General features: G+C 40.2%; 14 protein-coding genes. 9 read left to right on the top strand and 5 right to left on the bottom strand.

Going from position 1 to position 16,143, the window contains the following annotated elements:
* Window positions 1-28 precede the first annotated feature (28 nt).
* The 3 genes from J4N24_RS09410 (at window position 29) to J4N24_RS09400 (ending at window position 2,338) form a co-directional block, all read left to right on the top strand.
* On the top strand, window positions 29-304 hold the full coding sequence (locus tag J4N24_RS09410; protein WP_207533415.1) for a hypothetical protein: 276 nt from the start codon (window positions 29-31) through the stop codon (window positions 302-304).
* 94 nt (window positions 305-398) lie between these two features.
* Complete coding sequence (locus tag J4N24_RS09405) at window positions 399-1,274, top strand: glycoside hydrolase family 25 protein (RefSeq protein WP_207533414.1); 876 nt, start codon at window positions 399-401, stop codon at window positions 1,272-1,274.
* A 194-nt stretch (window positions 1,275-1,468) separates the two neighbouring features.
* Window positions 1,469-2,338, top strand: a complete 870-nt coding sequence (locus J4N24_RS09400; protein WP_207533413.1) for an SDR family oxidoreductase — start codon at window positions 1,469-1,471, stop codon at window positions 2,336-2,338.
* Between the two features lie 56 nt (window positions 2,339-2,394).
* Here the strand turns inward: J4N24_RS09400 and J4N24_RS09395 are convergent, their stop codons facing one another.
* The 3 genes from J4N24_RS09395 to J4N24_RS09385 all read right to left on the bottom strand — a co-directional run bounded on the left by J4N24_RS09395 (window position 2,395) and on the right by J4N24_RS09385 (window position 6,588).
* A complete protein-coding gene (locus tag J4N24_RS09395) occupies window positions 2,395-3,783 on the bottom strand; it encodes an MBL fold metallo-hydrolase RNA specificity domain-containing protein (protein ID WP_207533412.1) in 1,389 nt (462 codons plus the stop codon).
* Window positions 3,784-3,887: 104 nt separating this feature from the next.
* Window positions 3,888-5,711, bottom strand: coding sequence for an ABC transporter ATP-binding protein (locus tag J4N24_RS09390; RefSeq protein ID WP_207533411.1), 1,824 nt, complete (start codon window positions 5,709-5,711; stop codon window positions 3,888-3,890).
* A gap of 97 nt (window positions 5,712-5,808) precedes the next feature.
* Complete coding sequence (locus J4N24_RS09385; protein ID WP_207533410.1) at window positions 5,809-6,588, bottom strand: SAM hydrolase/SAM-dependent halogenase family protein; 780 nt, start codon at window positions 6,586-6,588, stop codon at window positions 5,809-5,811.
* Window positions 6,589-6,687: 99 nt separating this feature from the next.
* Here J4N24_RS09385 and J4N24_RS09380 point away from each other — a divergent pair, with 99 nt between their 5' ends.
* The 4 genes from J4N24_RS09380 to J4N24_RS09365 all read left to right on the top strand — a co-directional run bounded on the left by J4N24_RS09380 (window position 6,688) and on the right by J4N24_RS09365 (window position 10,326).
* A complete protein-coding gene (locus J4N24_RS09380; protein ID WP_207533409.1) occupies window positions 6,688-7,650 on the top strand; it encodes a PhoH family protein in 963 nt (320 codons plus the stop codon).
* A gap of 280 nt (window positions 7,651-7,930) precedes the next feature.
* Window positions 7,931-8,878: a phosphoribosylaminoimidazolesuccinocarboxamide synthase gene (locus tag J4N24_RS09375; RefSeq protein WP_207533408.1), complete on the top strand. Its 948-nt coding sequence runs from the start codon at window positions 7,931-7,933 to the stop codon at window positions 8,876-8,878.
* Window positions 8,879-9,020: 142 nt separating this feature from the next.
* A complete protein-coding gene (locus tag J4N24_RS09370; protein WP_207533407.1) occupies window positions 9,021-9,398 on the top strand; it encodes an STAS domain-containing protein in 378 nt (125 codons plus the stop codon).
* 16 nt (window positions 9,399-9,414) lie between these two features.
* Window positions 9,415-10,326: a ribonuclease Z gene (locus J4N24_RS09365; protein WP_207533406.1), complete on the top strand. Its 912-nt coding sequence runs from the start codon at window positions 9,415-9,417 to the stop codon at window positions 10,324-10,326.
* A gap of 78 nt (window positions 10,327-10,404) precedes the next feature.
* On the opposite strand, the gene J4N24_RS09360 is transcribed toward J4N24_RS09365, so the two are convergent.
* Both J4N24_RS09360 and J4N24_RS09355 read right to left on the bottom strand, forming a co-directional pair.
* Complete coding sequence (locus tag J4N24_RS09360) at window positions 10,405-11,349, bottom strand: MlaD family protein (protein WP_207533405.1); 945 nt, start codon at window positions 11,347-11,349, stop codon at window positions 10,405-10,407.
* A gap of 42 nt (window positions 11,350-11,391) precedes the next feature.
* Complete coding sequence (locus J4N24_RS09355) at window positions 11,392-12,213, bottom strand: N-acetylmuramoyl-L-alanine amidase family protein (protein WP_207533404.1); 822 nt, start codon at window positions 12,211-12,213, stop codon at window positions 11,392-11,394.
* Window positions 12,214-12,326: 113 nt separating this feature from the next.
* Here J4N24_RS09355 and J4N24_RS09350 point away from each other — a divergent pair, with 113 nt between their 5' ends.
* Both J4N24_RS09350 and J4N24_RS09345 read left to right on the top strand, forming a co-directional pair.
* Window positions 12,327-14,876 carry a putative LPS assembly protein LptD gene (locus J4N24_RS09350; RefSeq protein WP_207533403.1) on the top strand — a complete coding sequence of 850 codons (2,550 nt, stop codon included), beginning with the start codon at window positions 12,327-12,329 and terminating at the stop codon, window positions 14,874-14,876.
* Window positions 14,876-16,123: a competence/damage-inducible protein A gene (locus J4N24_RS09345; protein WP_207533402.1), complete on the top strand. Its 1,248-nt coding sequence runs from the start codon at window positions 14,876-14,878 to the stop codon at window positions 16,121-16,123. The genes J4N24_RS09350 and J4N24_RS09345 overlap by 1 nt, the downstream gene beginning before the upstream one ends.
* The last annotated feature ends 20 nt before the right edge of the window (window positions 16,124-16,143 follow it).

The raw sequence follows: 16,143 nt of genomic DNA, 5'->3' as shown, positions 1-16,143 counted from the left end.
TTTGTTCCTCATTCGAAAAAGTATAACTATGGAACAAAAGAATCAAGGGAAGATAAGTATTCAACAAGAGGAGAAAAGGGGTGATCAATTAGTTTACGGACCAATACTAGGTGAACGGGAGTACCTGTATTTCAGCGAAGCTAAAGAGGCATTAGAGTCATTAACCTGGGAAATTGCCGAGGATATTTCGAATCAGAAGCTTCTTCCTGATCCTGCGATTCTCATCAAAGCATGGAGAAAAGACGAAAGCGGGGAATGGCGCGACCATGACGAACGTGTGTTGCTGCTATTTGACGATAAATAAAAAGAAGATACCCCTAAATCTTTCAACATCTGCACCGTTTTAAGTCCTTTGCTCGTTAAGCATTCAATCATATTTGTACTTTTACAGCCCTATTATGGCCGTACAGAGACCAGCAAAGACAACAGGCGCAAAGAAGCCAGTGAAAAGAACTGTTAAGAGCAGAGCTAAGAAAGGAGAGAAGCCAGGCTTTAACTGGAAGATTCCGGTGGCAGCTTTACTTTTGATCCTGCTATCTCCATTCTATTACGGTTATGTTCTAGGCATTTTCACGTCTACTTTCAGATGGTTCAAAGATATAGGGGTAAAAAAAGGGTACCATTCCTATGACGATTTTGGTATTCCAATTCCTGAGAACTATACTATTCATGGAATAGATGTTTCGTACTACCAGGGAAAAATTGACTGGGAGAAGGTCAGGGCAATGGAGGAGGATGGAGTTAAAATTAGATTTGCTTTTATAAAAGCTACTGAAGGGTTGTTGACCGTGGATCCATACTTTCAGCGAAACTGGAGAGAAGCGCCGAAGTCAGGAATTGTGGTTGGTGCTTATCACTTCTTCCGTCCTTTCAAAGACGGTAAGTGGCAGGCCAGGTTTTTTCTGCAGAATGCCAGACCGGAAAGGGGGGACCTTCCATTGGTAGTGGACGTAGAAACATTAGACGGACAGTCCTCCGAAAAGATGCGGAAAGAGTTAAAGGCTTTTATCAAATATGTGGAAGCTAAAACCGATACAAAACCCATCATCTATACGAATTTATCTTTTTACCAGGACTATCTGAAAAAAGACTTCGAAGGCTACGTTTTCTGGATAGCAAACTACTATCAGAGCAAGATGCGCCTGGGTAAGGATGCGAACTGGAAGTTCTGGCAACACTCAGACCGAGCAACTATCAATGGAGTTAACCATGATGTGGACATGAACGTATTTAAAGGAGATAGCCTTGATTTTGAAAAGCTGCGGTTAAAGTAGTTATGTCGCTGGATTTGGGTCTTAGCTAAACCTCCTCTGGGGGGAAGAAAATCCTTTTAGTCCTCCAGCTATCCTTGTAACCTATTACTTGGTAAAGAAACATCCTTCCATTCATTTGCAGGCTAATTACTCCTTTTTAAGACTGTACAAACTCAGCAGGATTTACTTTGTTACCAAGGCAAAACGATCTATCTATGCAAAAATCAAATGAACCCCAAAACGTAAATCCTCCTCAACATCAGGAGAAACAGCCCGGGCTGGAATCTGAAATGACACCGCGACCGGCTTATGAAGGAGAACAATCAGATGTTTTTTCAAAGCTTGCAGATAAAGTTGCGATCATAACGGGTGGCGACAGTGGAATTGGAAGGGCTGTAGCTGTAGCTTTTGCACGTCAGGGCGCAGATGTTACTATCGTTTATCTGGATGAACATGAAGATGCTAAAGAAACAAAATGGCAGGTTGAACAGGAAGGCCAAAAATGCCTTCTTATACCAGGAGACGTTGGTGACGAACAACATTGTATAAAAATAGTGGAAGAAACTGTAGCTGAATTCGGCAGATTGGATATCCTGGTAAATAACGCTGCTGTACAGTATCCCCAGGATAGTTTGGAACAGATCAGCGCGGAACAACTTGAGAAAACTTTCCGTACCAATATTTTTGCCTATTTCTACATGGCAAAAGCGGCTTTGAAATATTTACCAAAAGGAGGGGCTATTATCAATACTACTTCCGTTACCGCCTACCGCGGAAGTGCTAACCTTATAGACTACGCTTCTACTAAAGGTGCAATTGTGGGCTTTACCCGCTCCCTGGCTCAGTCGCTTGCTGACAAATACATCCGGGTAAATGGTGTTGCTCCTGGACCAATCTGGACACCTTTAATTCCGTCAACATTCCCGGAAGATAAAGTTGCTCAGTTTGGAAGTGAGGTGCCTTTAAAAAGACCGGGACAACCGGAGGAAGTAGCTCCATGTTATGTATTCCTTGCCTCCAATGATTCCAGTTATATGACAGGCCAGGTTCTGCATCCTAATGGAGGTGAGATTGTGAATGGATAAATTGAATTAGAAATTAATTTAAAATGGCAGGCTTTAAAAGCCTGCCATTTTCTTTATTAGATTTCCCAAACTTCACCTTTTTCAGGGATCACTACATTGTAACTTTCATCTGTAAGATCCTTTTTTAGGGCTTCCATACTTTGAGGTTCTCCATGCACGAGGAATACCTTCTTTAATTTATCCTTTGGCTGACTCTTGATGATATTCAAAAGATCGTCGTGATCTCCATGTCCACTCAGAACGTCCGTCTGTTTTATTGTGGCATACACTGAAAGTTCCCTATCCCTGATCGTAACAATAGGATCACCTCTTAGCAAGCGGTTACCAAGGGTTCCCTTTGCACTATAGCCAATGAAAAGAATAGTACAGTAGTAGTTTTGGATATTATGGAACAAATGATCTTGTATCCTTCCGCCTTCCAGCATCCCCGCAGAGGAAACAATGACGCAAGGTTCATAGTAATTGGAGATTTCCCTGCTTTCTTTCAGATTCTGAACATAGAACAGGTTATCAAACTCGAATTCATCACCTTTGTGCTTATAAAATTCCTTGGCGTCCTCGCTTACATATTGATGATGTTTACGATAAACATCAGTAGCAAAGTTTGCAAGCGGACTGTCCACAAACGTTTTCACTGGTGGAAGTTTGCCCGACGAGAATATCTTGTTTAGCGAAAATACAAGGGACTGCGTTCTTCCAATACTAAAAGCAGGGATGATAAGTCGGCCAGGCGTCTTGATACATGTTTCTTCGATCACTTCAGTCAGCACCTCCTCAACGCTCTTCCCCTTCGTGTGAAACCTTCCCCCATAAGTCGATTCGCAAACCAGGTAATCAACTGCAGGTAGTGGTTGAGGCTCTACAAGTACAGGATAATTTTTCCTGCCAATATCACCTGTGAAGGCAATGGTCTTTTCGAATCCGTGGTCATTAACCGTCAAAACAGCTACTGCTGCACCTAATAAATGCCCCGCAGGAATAAATTCAAGGGAAATGTCTCCATTAAGACGGAAAGGTTTATGGAAACCAATGGTAACAAATCGCTCCATCGTATCCATTACATGCTTTTGCAGATAAAGCGCTTTAGGCCCTGAAGATCGTTTTTTCTTTTTCCTGGCATGTCTTTGTTCCTTTCCCAAAAAAAGATTCACTGAGTCCATCAATAGGATTTCAGCTAGGTCTGCAGTGGGAGGAGTGCTCAGGATCTGTCCTTCAAATCCCTGCCTGATGAGGGTGGGGATATTTCCTGAATGATCAACATGAGCATGGGTGAGGATCACAACATCAATCGTCGCAGGGTTAAAAGGGAAAAGCTCATTTTCTTCCAGCCATGTGCCTTTCTCATAGTCCAGGCCACAATCGACAAGTATCTTATAATTATTTATTTCAAGAAGGTGCATGCTTCCAGTTACCTGTTGTGCTGCACCCCAAATAGTTAACTTCATTAAATGCTTTTTAAGGTAATGATCTTACGTCTCTCAAATAACACTCAATTAGGAATGCTTTGTTCTGTTAATCGTAAATCTAAGACCGTAATTCGTAAATCAGCCTATGCTTCAAACTGAAGCTGACTTAAATAGCGATATAAACCTTCTTCGTTCTGGATCAGCTCTTCATGTGTACCGCTTTCAGCAACTACACCTTTTTCAAGTACCACAATTTTATCGGCCTCACGGATGGTTGAAAGGCGGTGAGCAATAATAATAGAAGTTCTGTTCTTCATCAGTACTTCCAGGGCTTCCTGTACTAATCTTTCAGATTCCGAGTCCAAGGAGGATGTGGCTTCATCTAAGATCAAAATAGCCGGATCTTTTAGTAGAGCTCTCGCAATAGCTATACGCTGGCGCTGACCTCCTGATAGTTTAATTCCCCGTTCTCCAACAACTGTATCGTAGCCTTCAGGAAGACTATGGATAAAGTTATGGGCATTTGCCTGTTTTGCTGCCGTTGTAATCTCGTCATCGCTCGCGTTCAGCTTTCCGTAAGCGATGTTCTCACGGATCGTTCCTCCAAATAGAAGCACGTCCTGAGGAACGATAGCAACCTGGTTACGTATGTCGGTTAATGCATAGCTTTCAGATGTAAGGCCGTCAAACAGTATTTCACCTTCCTGAGGATTGTAGAAACGAAGGATAAGAGAGGCGATGGTAGATTTACCTGCGCCGCTGGGTCCGACAATAGCCACCTTTTCTCCGGCGGTAGCCTTAAAAGACAAGCCCTTTAAAACTGTAATTTCCTTCCGGGAAGGGTAGGAGAAGAACACATTGTCGAACTCAAGGCAGCCTTTGATAACCTGCCTGGTTTTGTTTTCTTCTGGATCGATAGAAATAGGCTCATTTTGCTCCCGGAGGATTTCCATCACTCTTTCAGTTGAGCCTATCGCCTTCTGGAGGTTAGCAAATAAGTCAGGAAAAGTACCCATAGCTGCCCCAACTACAGCAGAATAGAGGATATAGGTCCCTAGAAGCCCAACTGATAATTCCTTATTAGCAACTAGAGTAGCACCGTACCATACGACTCCAACCACGGTACCAAAAAGGCAAAACACTATAAAGGACGCGAAGCCACCCCTCAAAGTTGCACCTCTCAATGCAATAGAAACTACGTCCCTTAAGCTGTTGTCATACCTTTTTGTTTCATAGGCTTCATTAGCAAAGGCTTTTACATTCGATATTCCTTGAAGCGTTTCCTGAACGATCGTATTTGATTCGGCCAATTTATCTTGAGCTTCCCGCGATACCGCTCTGATCTTTTTTCCAAATAATACTGCACATATTACCACAAGAGGCAAAATAGCCAAACTAAAAAGCGTTAGATGTTGCGATACAAAAATCAATATAGCAATACCCCCGATTAACATTACGGTTTGTCGAATAATTTCGGCGAGAGAGGTGGTTAACGTATCCTGTATTTGAGAGAGATCTGCAGATAAGCGACTATTCAATTCCCCAACTCTTCTATTGGCAAAAAAATCCATAGGAAGAGTTATAAGTTTGAAATAGGTATCCTTTCTTATATCTGCGATTGTTTTTTCCGCAACCTCAACAAAAAAGCGAACTCTGATAAATGAAACAATCGACTGAATAAACAGAATACCAAAAGCTGCATACCCCAAAGCATTTATACTAGGTTGAATAAAAGGCAACTTATGCTTCCCTTGCGCTGCATCTAGTAGTGCCCCTAATATGGCAGGAAAAGCTAGAAAAGTTATACTGGATACAAACAAACAAAACAAGCCAATGAAGAATTTCCAGCGATAAGGTTTCATGTATTGAAGTAATCCTTCTGCTCTCTTAATGCTCTCTTTATTTAATTTAGCCTTTGGTAATTCTTCTTCTGGTGTAGTTCCACTATTAAATCTGTTACGGGCCATCTCGTCTCCTGATAAAAAAAAAGCGCTTTTCGAGCGCGCACAAAAATAGGTTTTATTTACAGCATTAGATGTGGGGTAAAATCAGGAAAGAGTAATATTATCTGAACTCAACCCGCACAATATCCCCCAAATGAAGTCCAAGAAGACCGCTTGCATTTCCCTTGTTTATTGCAATTTCGAGGTGATTACTTATTCCAAAAAGACAAAGCTTTTCCCCTTCAGGCACTTCGTTATAATGCCAGCTCAGTTGTGATATAGTTTCGTTCTTCCGGAAGTATAGAGTGAAGGCTCTGTTCTGTTGCACCCGGTTAAAAAGCTCTTTTGAAATATTCGTAATAACGTTCTGAAAAGAGTCAATATAGATAACGCTTCCACGAATAGTATCTTTCTCAATAACAGGATGAAGCGTCATCTTTTCTTCAAGTCCCGAAACTGGAATACCTATGTCTGTCAGTTTTCCACCAGCTGCAATATGGCAGGACGCTTTAGTGAAAATATCAGTTAGCGGAAAGTGAAGGAACTTCAAATCCTGCATGATGTTAAGCTCTACAATTTCCTCTGGTTGATTGCCTTCAAACATCAGGGAAAATACGCCATTATCTGATCCTACGAAATAATGATCTTTATACTTCACAGCAAGGTAACGCGTGTTTTCATTATACACCGAATCAATACCAATTAGGTGAACAGTTCCTTTTGGAAAATATGGAAAAGCGTTTTTTAAAACGAAAGCGGCTTGAAGGATGTTAAATGCAGAAATGCTGTGAGTAACGTCAATAATATTCACTTGCGGCATCAGGCTTAAGATACTTCCTTTAAGGGCAGCCTGATAAAAATCTTTGTAACCGAGGTCGGTTGTTAAAGTAATTATTGCCATTAAAATGTGAATATTAATTATTAATCTTGCTTATAGATTGAAGCTGCAAATATTGAATTTTAATTGCACAAATAAATCAAAAACTAAAAAAAGGATAACTTGAACGAATTAAAGATTGATCTTGAGAATGTTAACCCCATTGTTCTCTGGGGCCCTAATAACGAGTATTTCGAAGTAATTAAAAGACAGTTCCCAAAGATAAAAATTGTTGCCCGTGGGACAGAAGTAAAAGTGCTGGGAGATGATGCGGAGCTGAATGCTTTCAACAATCGTTTTAAAGAAATCTTAAAACATGTGGAGCGTTACAATAGTCTTAACAATAACGACCTTGAGCATTTTCTTGGGGCCTCTGTGAGTGTACAGACAGAAGGTGAAGGCGGAGATAAGCCCCAAGGTGGTGGAGGTGAACCGATCGTTTTTGGCCCTAACGGTATTGTTGTAAAAGCGAGGACTGCAAATCAGCGCAGGATGGTAGAAGGGCTTAATAAAAGTGATATACTATTCGCCATTGGTCCTGCTGGTACAGGAAAAACTTATACAGCCGTTGCGCTTGCGGTAAGGGCTTTGAAAAATAAAGAGATAAAGCGCATCATTCTTACTCGTCCAGCCGTTGAAGCAGGCGAGAACCTTGGTTTTCTACCTGGTGATTTGAAGGAGAAGATAGATCCGTATTTACGTCCTTTATATGATGCGTTGGACGATATGATCCCTCCTGAAAAACTGAAGGCTTATCTGGAGAACAGGACAATAGAAGTGGCTCCGCTTGCATTTATGCGTGGACGTACCCTAGATAACTGCTTTGTGATTTTGGATGAAGCCCAGAACGCGACGGATATGCAATTGAAGATGTTTTTGACCCGTATGGGACCTTCAGCTAAATTCATCGTAACAGGGGATATCACCCAGATCGACTTGCCAAAGAAACAGCATTCCGGTTTGCATACAGCTCTTAGGATCCTCGAGGACATTAAGGGTATTGATATAATCTATCTGAGCGGAGAAGATGTGGTAAGGCATAAGCTTGTTAAGCAGATCCTTAAGGCTTACGGAGATATACAGTGATGGAATGATAGAAGGAGGAAATGATAGAAGGATAGAATGAATGAATGATAGAAAGAGAGAATGATGGAAGGAGAGAATGATGGAATGATAGAATGATTGTTTTTAATTTCTCTAATGACCGAAATCAATAAAAAAACTATTTTTGCCTCATTACTGAATTTATTAGTTAACTCACGAGTCAATCAATCATTCATTCACTCATTCACTCATTCATTCATTCATTCATTAAAATAATTCACTCACTCATTCATTCAATAAAAAATTCATTTCAACACCACCCATGTCGGCAATAAAAGAAACAAACTTCAAATTTCCGGGTCAGACCAATTATTATAAAGGAAAAGTTAGGGATGTATATACTATCTCTGATAGCTATCTTGTAATGGTAGTAAGCGACAGGATTTCAGCTTTTGATGTAATACTACCTGAGCCTATCCCTTACAAAGGACAGGTGCTAAATCAGATTGCTGCGAAGTTTCTTAATGCAACACAAGATATTGTACCTAATTGGGTGATCGATGTTCCGGATCCGTCTGTAACTATTGGTAAAATCTGTGAACCTTTTAAGGTTGAAATGGTTATTAGAGGGTATCTGGCAGGCCACGCCTGGAGAGAATATTCAGCTGGTAGGAGACAAGTTTGTGGAGTAAGGCTTCCCGAAGGATTGAAGGAGAATGATAAGCTTCCGGAGCCAATTATAACGCCTACAACAAAGGCATCTGTAGGGCATGATGAAGATATCTCCCGTGAAGAGATCCTGAACAAGGGAATTGTCACAGAAGAAGATTATCTGAAACTAGAAGAGTATACCAGGCAATTATTTCAGAGAGGAACGGAAATTGCAGAGGAAAGAGGTTTAATTCTGGTCGACACTAAATATGAATTTGGAAAAGCGGATGGAAGGATCTATTTGATCGATGAAATTCATACACCTGATTCTTCACGCTATTTCTATCAGGAAGGTTACGAAGAGTTGCAGGCGAAGGGTGAACCTCAAAGGCAATTATCGAAAGAATTTGTAAGGAAATGGCTTATTGAAAATGGGTTTCAGGGCAAGGAGGGTCAAACCATTCCAGAGATGACACCTGACTTGATACAATCCATCTCAGATCGCTACATAGAGCTTTATGAACATATAACAGGCGATGCTTTTAGGAAAGCCGAAGCCTCAGAAGTTCTTAAGAGAGTAGAAAATAATATACTTGAAAGTCTTAATCGTTTAGGGTAAGAATTTCAAAATTGTTTAGGCTGGTGGGATTATTGTAATATTATTAAGAAAATCATCTACAGAAGGGCAATTGCGACTAAAAACAATTGTGCCGTTAGAAATAATTTTTTAATATTGTAAAAGCATATTGCAGACGGTAACTATGAAATTTACGGTAGACAAACACGAGAAATACGTATTAATTAAGCTGAATGAAGCAAAGCTCAACAGCCTTATCTCTCCTCAACTTAAATCGGAGTTGATTCTAATTAATACAGAGGGGATTCGCAATATAGTTCTTGACCTTTCGGGGGTTAAATACTCTGATTCATCAGGCTTAAGTAGCCTGTTAGTAGGTCACCGCCTCTGTAAAAATGCTGATGGTAGTTTTATAATTACCGGCGTTAACGAAAATATTGATCGCCTCATTACTATTTCACAATTAGAAAGCGTTTTAACAATAGTGCCTACTGTTGAAGAAGCGATCGATCTGATTTTTATGGAGGAGATTGAACGTGAACTGAAAAAAGAGGCGAGATAATTGCTTCACTGAGTTCATGAGGTTTGATGTAACTATTTTAGGAAGCAGTTCAGCTACCCCAATTTTTAACAGATATCCAAGCGCACAGCTTTTAAATATTAATGAGAGATATTTCCTTATAGACTGTGGTGAAGGTACTCAACTGCAATTACTGCGAAACGGTATCAAAGCCCAGCGAATTGAGCATATCTTTATAAGCCATCTACATGGCGATCATTATCTTGGTCTTGTAGGGCTTCTTTCTTCCATGCATTTGAACGGAAGAAAGAAGCCTCTTTTTATTTATGCTCCTGCTGAATTAAAAGAGATCCTCGAGATTCAGTTTAAATACTCACAGACTGATATTCGTTATCCTATAGAATATTACTTTACCAATCCGGAAGTTCCGGAAAAGATATTCGAAAACCAGGATGTAATAGTAGAAACTATTATCCTCGAGCATCGTATCCCTTGCACCGGATTTAAGTTTACCCAGAAAAAGCGTTTACGAAAGTTATTAAAGGATAAAGTAGAGGCACTGGATCTTCCATTACCAGCAATCCATCTTTTTAAAAGGGGTGCAGATTTTACGGACATGGATGGAAAGGTGTATCGATCTGAAGATTTTACTACTGATCCGGACGAGCCGAGATCTTACGCCTATTGTTCTGATACCATCTGTAATTGGAAATATCTAGATTCTATCAAAGATGTTGATACACTTTATCACGAGTCGACATTTATGAATGATATGATTGACAGAGCTCAGGAGACCTTTCATACCACGGCTTTGCAAGCAGCCGAAATAGCTGTAAAAGCTAATGCTAAACAATTACTTCTTGGCCATTTTTCAGCCCGGTACAGAGAGTTGGAGCCCTTACTGCTCGAAGCGCAAACGGTATTTCCTAATTCGAAATTAGCTATTGAAGGTACTGTTTTTCAATTGTAACGATCAGAAATCGTATAAAAGGAAAGCCCGTCTAGTTTAAAACTAAACGGGCTTTCCTTTTATACGTATATCTTCTACCTAATCTTTGCGACCACCGAATACTGAAAAACTCACGTACCTTTTGGGATTTGCTTTAAGATCTATCATTAGCTTATTTAAATTTTCAGCTGAGCTATTGAGGTTATTATAGAGTTGTTTGTCGTTAAGTAATTGCCCTAAAGAACCTTCACCCGTATTTACCTTGTTTACTGCTGTCTGAAGGTCTGCTATCGCCTTATCAGCATTTTTAATAGTAGTTTCAAAGTTTGCTCTGGCGAACTGATCAGACACGGATTCAATGTTCGACATGATGGTCGTGATCTTTTTATTGTTTTGAGCAAAGTTTGTTGAAATTGACTCCAGATTTGAGAAGATAGCATGTAGGCGGCTACTTTCTGCTCCAACCATATGATCTACTTTCATTGTAGTAGATTCAAGGGTCTTAAGTGATTTGGCGATACTCGCGAAACTGCTGTTGAAGTTACGTTGAAACTCGGGACTGATAGTATTATCTACTGAAGTCAATATAGAGTCTAAACGCGCAATGATCTGTTCAGCTTTTTTCTGTACAGGCTGCACCTGTTCCAAAAGATCTTTTGATTTATTAGCTTTCAGCGTATCCCCGCTTGTGGCGTAAACGCCTCCCTCTCCAAGCTCAAATACAATTGCTTTACTGCCAAGCAGGTCGGTACTTTCTATTTTCGCAATGGTATTCTTAGGGATTTCGTACTCGGGCTTAATTTTAAACTCGGCGAGTATTGTGCCATTAGGTTGCAAGGTAAGGTTAGAAACTCGCCCTATTTGATAGCCATTTACCAATACTGGTTTTGAAACAGCAACGCCCTCTACATTTTCGTAGATGGCGTAATACTCATTTTCTCTCGAAAAAACGTCGTTTCCTTTTAAAAAGCTATATCCTAAAATTAAAATAGTGATGGCAACAGCTGCTAATATTCCTACTTTAGTTTCGTTTGTTATTTTCAAAGCGTTAATAATTTTTCCAAATATAGTATACCTTTCAGGTTTTTAAAGCTCTACCTGCTTCTTATAACCCTGAATTGCTTTTAACAAACAATTTACGATTTCGTTTTGACCATATTCTGACACCATGTACTCTTCTTCTTCCTTGTTACATACAAAACCAATTTCGGTAAGGACTGCGGGCATCCCTGCACGTGCCAGTACAGCTAATCCTTTTTCTTTAACACCGCGATCTATGCGTCCAACTTTTACATACTCGTTCTGCATAAAAGAAGCTAATTTTATGCTCTGCTCCCGGAATGCATTTTTCATTAAAGAAAAAATGATCATACTTTCCGGATCGTTAGGATCGTAACCATCATAGTTGTTCTTATAATCTTTCTCTAATAAGATAGATTCGTTTTCACGTGTAGCAATATCTTTAATGGCTTTATTTTGCTCATCAAGACGGTGAAAACCTGATACAAAGGTCTCGACACCTTTCGTCGAGCTTCTGCCCTTAAAGTTTTTCGGCATATCATTACAGTGGATCGAGATGAACAGATCTGCTTTAACCTGATTGGCCAGTCCAACACGTTCATAAAGAGGGACAAATACATCACTGGTACGTGTGTACACCACTTTTACATCCGGCATTGAATCTTCAATTGCTTTCCCAAGCCTGAGTGCTACCTGTAATGCCAGTTCCTTTTCTTTAGCAATTGCTCCCCGCGTCGCTCCATCTTCACCACCATGCCCTGCGTCAATTACAATAGTCTTTATACGATAGGGGGGTATGTTGGAGTTATTAGAGAAAGATGAGAAGGGAAGCAGCAGCATTACGGCTGCAAAGGCAATAATGAATCGTTTTAATGGTTTTAATTTCATTAAATTTGAACTGTAATTTTTAATTGAAAAATTAATATACATCATCACACTTGGAATCTATCAATTTTATATTCTCGAGATACGTATTTTTGGTTTTTATGGTTGCATTTAGTATGAAACTTGATGCACAACAGACACAAAATACTCCTAAACCCATTACCCGCAAGACTGATACGGTAACTGCAAATTTAACGGATACTTTGAAAAAAAAGTCTACTTCTGGTTTAAATTCTGTAATAGAATATCATGCTGAAGACTCCATCAGGTTCAATATAGACAGAACTATTGTTTATCTCTATGGAAATGCCCGTGTTTCTTATGAGGAAATGGAATTGTCTGCCGATTTTATAAGGCTTGACCAGAAGAACAAAGCTATGTTCGCCAGTGGGCTAAAAGATAAATATGGTAAGTATCGTGGTCGTCCTATTTTTAAGCAAGGACAAGAACCTCCGGTTAGTACGGATTCCCTGATTTATAATATGGAAAGTAAAAAGGGGCTGGTCTATAGCTCTTTTACCGAAGTGGAAGGTGGTTACATTTCAGCTGCCACCTCTAAAAAGAGCCCATACGACGAAGTTTCTTTTAAAAATGGGGTTTACAGTACCTGTAACCTTCCTCATCCACACTTTGGTATTCACATCTCTAAGGGAATTATTACTAAGAAGAGGATTGTAAGCGGACCCTCTTATCTGGAGATAGAGGATATCCCTTTTCCCGCCGTTTTACCTTTTGGATTTTTCCCTAAAACGAATAAAAGAGCTTCCGGATTCCATTTTCCAAGCGTAGGAGAGGACGGTACTTTAGGTTTTTATTTAAGGAATACCGGCTGGTACTTTGGAATTAATGATTATTGGGATGCAGATGTTCTGGCAACCATTTATAGTAAGGGCTCTTATTTGGGAAATCTGGCAGTGCGCTATCGTAAGAACTATAAGTTTAACGGAGGTTTAAACTTTGCTTATAGCTCTACATTGCCAGGCAGAGGAGTAGAAGGGACTGAATCTTACAAACCATCTAAAAACTTCAGCTTAAGTTGGACACATCAGCAGAATGCAGCAGCACACCCTGGCGTAAACTTTGGAGCTAACGTGTCTATCCAGACCGCAAAGTATTTTACTGAAAGTCGTGCCGGAGCCAGTTATGATGTAAATCAATTGACACGGTCTCAATCTTCTTCCAGTATCAACTATGGAAGGACTTTCGCGAATAATCTTTTTAATTTTAGTGCCAGCGCCAGAAGTAGCCAGGACTTTAGTAACTCCACTGTAAACTTGGAGCTCCCTTCGTTCAACCTGAGTATGACTACCCTCAACCCCTTCGAGAATAAGAACGGAACGGGTGAGCAGAAATGGTATGAAAAGATCTCCGTAGGGTACAGCATGCAGGGAAATAACAGTGTGACAGAAAAAGAGTACGACCTGTTTGACAAAGGTTTTAAGAATGCTCAGAACGGTATTACCCAGAATATTCCAATCAGTATTGCGTTCAGTCCCCTTAAATATCTGCAATTTAGTACAGGTACCAGCTACAATGAACGCTGGACTTTTAGAACGGTACGGTATAATTATAATGAAGAAGCAAAAAAAGTTGATACAAGTTATGTAAGAGGTTTTGCCAGGAATTTCGATTATGGGCTGAATGGAAGTTTGTCTACTAAATTCTATGGAATGAAAAATTTCAAGAAAGGAAAAGTTAGTGCTATCCGCCATATTGTTACTCCTTCTACAAGTTTTAATTATACCCCGAACTTCGGCTCTGATAACTTCGGTTTCTTTCGGTCTTATTATAACTCAACCACCGGCGCCACAACCAGATACTCCATATTCGAAGGTTCAGGCATTTCTGCTCCGGGCATGGGGCGAAGTGCTAGTATGTCATTCTCCTTGGATAACACTATTGAGGCTAAAGTTAAAACAACTGGTGATACAGCAAATGCATTCAAAAAGATTCCAATTTTGCAAGGGTTGAACTTCACAGGAAGCTATAACTTCCTTGCAGATTCTTTTAAACTTTCTCCAATTTCCTTCAGTGGTCGTACGGCTTTATTTGATCAGAAGTTAGGCTTAAACTTTGGGGGAACTTTTAACCCTTATCAAGTTGGTGCGAATGGAAGGGAGATCGATGCTTATACTTTCCGTAATGGCAGGTTGCCACGCCTAACTGCCTTTACCTTTAGTACGGGGTATAATTTCAACTCTGCAGCGTTGAAGAAAAGACAGGAGAACCTCGAGCAACAACAAGAGAATCCTCAGATTAGTCAGCAGCAGAGACAGGATATCTCTACGATCCTGAACAACCCTAATCAATTCGTCGACTTTACTATTCCCTGGTCGTTCAACTTCACGTATAGTTTAACCTATACCAAAACTTATAATAATCTGGGCGCGCAAAATAATCTAGTCAATTCACTGAATTTTAATGGTGACTTTAGCGTTACGCCTAAGTGGAAAGTAATGTATACTTCCGGATGGGATTTTGAACAGAAAACTTTTACAATGACCTCATTTTCTATTGCAAGAGATCTCCATTGCTGGGATATGTCCTTTAACTGGGTGCCCTTCGGTCCATATAAAAGCTATAGTTTTGACTTAAGAGTAAGAGCTTCTATTTTACAAGATTTGAAATTGAGCAGAAGAAGTGCTTACAACCCAATCACTCTATAATGCAAGCAGAAATAATAACTATTGGCGATGAGATCCTGATCGGACAGATCGTAGACACCAATTCAGCCTGGATTGCTCAACAACTTAATTCCATTGGTGTTCGGGTAAAACAAATCAGCTCTATATCTGATGACAGGCAGCATATCATTCAGGGTTTAAAAGAAGCTGAACAAAGGGCAGATATTATTATTATTACAGGTGGGCTAGGACCTACTAAGGATGATATTACTAAAAAAACGCTTGCAGAATATTTTAATGTAGGCTTTAAAAGAGATGCTGCAACCCTTGAGGTGGTAGCGGGTATTTTTAAACGTCACAATCGTCCACTGTTAGATATAAACATCCGTCAGGCTGATGTCCCGGAGAACTGTACAGTCCTTCTAAATAAGAACGGTACGGCGCCGGGAATGTGGTTCGAAAACAATGGAAAGATATATGTGTCCATGCCAGGCGTTCCGTTTGAAATGATGTATCTGGTAGAGGGGGAAGTAATGCCGAGAATTAAGGCTCACTTTAATCTTGAGGCTATTGTCCATCATACTATCCTTACCGCTGGTATAGGGGAATCCTTTCTGGCTGAAGCCATCGCTTCAGTGGAGGATGCCTTGCCCGCTCATATAAAGCTGGCCTATCTTCCCAAGCTAGGGCAGGTGAGATTACGCCTCAGCGCTTATGGCCAAAACGAACAAATCCTTCGTGATCAAATCAAAATCTATGTAGATGAGATTACTGCTCTTGTTGGCGACTTTGTTGTAACTTCAGAGGATAAGCCTCTGGAGAAAGCTATAATGGATTTCATGAAGGAGAGGAACCTGACAGTGGCTGTTGCAGAGAGTTGTACAGGAGGTTTCCTTTCACAGCTTTTTACCCAACATCCAGGATCAAGCGAGGTATTTATGGGAGGAGCAGTAACCTATTCCAATCAATTGAAACAATCCGTATTAGGCGTCCCGTTAAACACCCTAGAGCAATTTGGGGCAGTAAGCGAGGAAACAGTAAGGGCAATGGCGCTTGGTGCACTCAGCAATTTTGAGCCAGACTACAGTATTGCAATTTCAGGAATTGCAGGTCCCGGTGGTGGAACTGAAGAAAAACCCGTTGGAACAGTTTGGGTAGCAGTGGCAGGAAAAAGGAAAGTAGTTACAAGTAAATTTCAGTTTGGAAGCAGAAGACAGCAAAATATTGAACGCTCTGCAATTAATGCCTTAATTATGCTCTTTAAATTACTTAAGGAAGAGCATGTGTAAGTGTTAAAAAGATTTATTTT

It is taken from the genome of Desertivirga arenae (assembly GCF_017355785.1).
Taxonomy (GTDB): domain Bacteria; phylum Bacteroidota; class Bacteroidia; order Sphingobacteriales; family Sphingobacteriaceae; genus Desertivirga; species Desertivirga arenae.
The sequence above is the reverse complement of the archived record's forward strand: the minus strand, read 5'-3'. Positions and strand labels throughout refer to the sequence as shown.

Excerpts from the sequence above, each read along its gene's own strand:
- J4N24_RS09410 (WP_207533415.1), top strand. The coding sequence starts at position 29 with ATGGAACAAAAGAATCAAGGGAAGATAAGTATTCAACAAGAGGAGAAA.
- J4N24_RS09405 (WP_207533414.1), top strand. The coding sequence starts at position 399 with ATGGCCGTACAGAGACCAGCAAAGACAACAGGCGCAAAGAAGCCAGTG.
- J4N24_RS09400 (WP_207533413.1), top strand. The coding sequence starts at position 1,469 with ATGCAAAAATCAAATGAACCCCAAAACGTAAATCCTCCTCAACATCAG.
- J4N24_RS09395 (WP_207533412.1), bottom strand. The coding sequence starts at position 3,783 with ATGAAGTTAACTATTTGGGGTGCAGCACAACAGGTAACTGGAAGCATG.
- J4N24_RS09390 (WP_207533411.1), bottom strand. The coding sequence starts at position 5,711 with ATGGCCCGTAACAGATTTAATAGTGGAACTACACCAGAAGAAGAATTA.
- J4N24_RS09385 (WP_207533410.1), bottom strand. The coding sequence starts at position 6,588 with ATGGCAATAATTACTTTAACAACCGACCTCGGTTACAAAGATTTTTAT.
- J4N24_RS09375 (WP_207533408.1), top strand. The coding sequence starts at position 7,931 with ATGTCGGCAATAAAAGAAACAAACTTCAAATTTCCGGGTCAGACCAAT.
- J4N24_RS09370 (WP_207533407.1), top strand. The coding sequence starts at position 9,021 with ATGAAATTTACGGTAGACAAACACGAGAAATACGTATTAATTAAGCTG.
- J4N24_RS09365 (WP_207533406.1), top strand. The coding sequence starts at position 9,415 with ATGAGGTTTGATGTAACTATTTTAGGAAGCAGTTCAGCTACCCCAATT.
- J4N24_RS09355 (WP_207533404.1), bottom strand. The coding sequence starts at position 12,213 with ATGAAATTAAAACCATTAAAACGATTCATTATTGCCTTTGCAGCCGTA.
- J4N24_RS09350 (WP_207533403.1), top strand. The coding sequence starts at position 12,327 with ATGAAACTTGATGCACAACAGACACAAAATACTCCTAAACCCATTACC.
- J4N24_RS09345 (WP_207533402.1), top strand. The coding sequence starts at position 14,876 with ATGCAAGCAGAAATAATAACTATTGGCGATGAGATCCTGATCGGACAG.